The sequence below is a fragment of the Pseudomonas sp. WS 5071 genome, assembly GCF_012985765.1.
GTDB lineage: Bacteria > Pseudomonadota > Gammaproteobacteria > Pseudomonadales > Pseudomonadaceae > Aquipseudomonas > Aquipseudomonas lundensis_A.
Genome location: NZ_JAAQWY010000079.1, coordinates 1 through 1,213, shown reverse-complemented (window position 1 = coordinate 1,213; position 1,213 = coordinate 1). Strand labels below are relative to the sequence as shown.

General features: G+C 55.2%; 1 protein-coding gene. It reads right to left on the bottom strand.

What is annotated here, in order from left to right:
* Positions 1-51 precede the first annotated feature (51 nt).
* On the bottom strand, positions 52-1,197 hold the full coding sequence (locus tag HBN61_RS22280) for an IS481 family transposase (protein WP_346266470.1): 1,146 nt from the start codon (positions 1,195-1,197) through the stop codon (positions 52-54).
* Between the last annotated feature and the right edge of the window lie 16 nt (positions 1,198-1,213).

The following is a 1,213-nucleotide window of genomic DNA, read 5'->3' as shown; positions in this document are numbered from 1 at the left end:
TGTATGGACCGGGGACATAGCGAACACTTTGTTCGGAGACATAGCGAACAGTTAACGTAGCTTTTTCCCTGATATTACAACCCCGGTCACTCTGTCAATTTGCGCAATACGATGGCTTCCCCAGAAGACATCGTATTGCCCATCCTCAACACCCTCTCTTACACCTACACGCTCGCCTTTAAAGCCTTTACCGAGCCTCCAGGGCTGACCCTGCCAGTAGATCTCACCTTTAGCCTGCACCTTTCGTACATGAAGCTCAGCACCGTACTCGATGGCAGGTAGCACCTCCTGATACTCCCGTGCGCTGGGCGTATAGCGAGACGCTGGTACCTGCATGCCTATGCCTCCGTGCGGACGCTCGTAGTTGTAGATCTTGCGCCATTCGTCCAGCGTGCACTGCGCGCTGGGCAGGTCAATCAGACACAAGCCCTTAAAGACCTCCCTGATCATGCTGCGATGCTGTCTTTCCAGCTTGCCCTGCGTTTGAGGGTGATAGGGGCGTGAGTGGCTCACCCTTACGCCCTGACGCATGATCCAGATTTCCAGCCCTGTATAGGCATCAGGCTCGTCGCCCCACGGCGCCCCGTTGTCCATCGTCATGCGCTCAGGTAGCCCGTAAAGGCGAAATGCATTGATCAAATGGGCCTGCACGGTATTGCGCTGCTCGTTGCCACAGGCGGCGATAGTTAAAAAGAAACGCGAGTGGTCATCCAGAAGAGTCAATGGATGGCAGCGACCCGTACGCATGGGCACATGGCCTTTAAAGTCCATTTGCCACAGATCATTGGGTTGCTCGTGTTCAAATCTGATGAAAGGTTTGACTAGGCCTGCATGAGGGTCGATGCGCTCATTGCGCTTGAGAATGGCATGGACCGTACTGGCTGCAGGCATGTTGCTGCCGCGCCGTTCAAGGCATCCCTTGATCTTGCGCGCTCCCCAGCCGGTGTGCTCGATATTGAGCGCCAGTATCTGCTTCTCGGACTCGTGAGCAGTTCGATTAGGCGAACTGTGGGGGCGACGGGACCGATCTCTCAGCCCGTCTTTACCCTCACATTGGAAACGCTTGAGCCATTTATAGGCAGTGGTGCGGCCGATATTGAACTGCTCGCACAATGCAGTGATGTTAGCGCCCTCAGCCAAAGCCAAGGCAACGAATTCGAGACGAAGATCCATGGCGGACACCTCTTTCCAGGACACATCACACCTCCTAAGG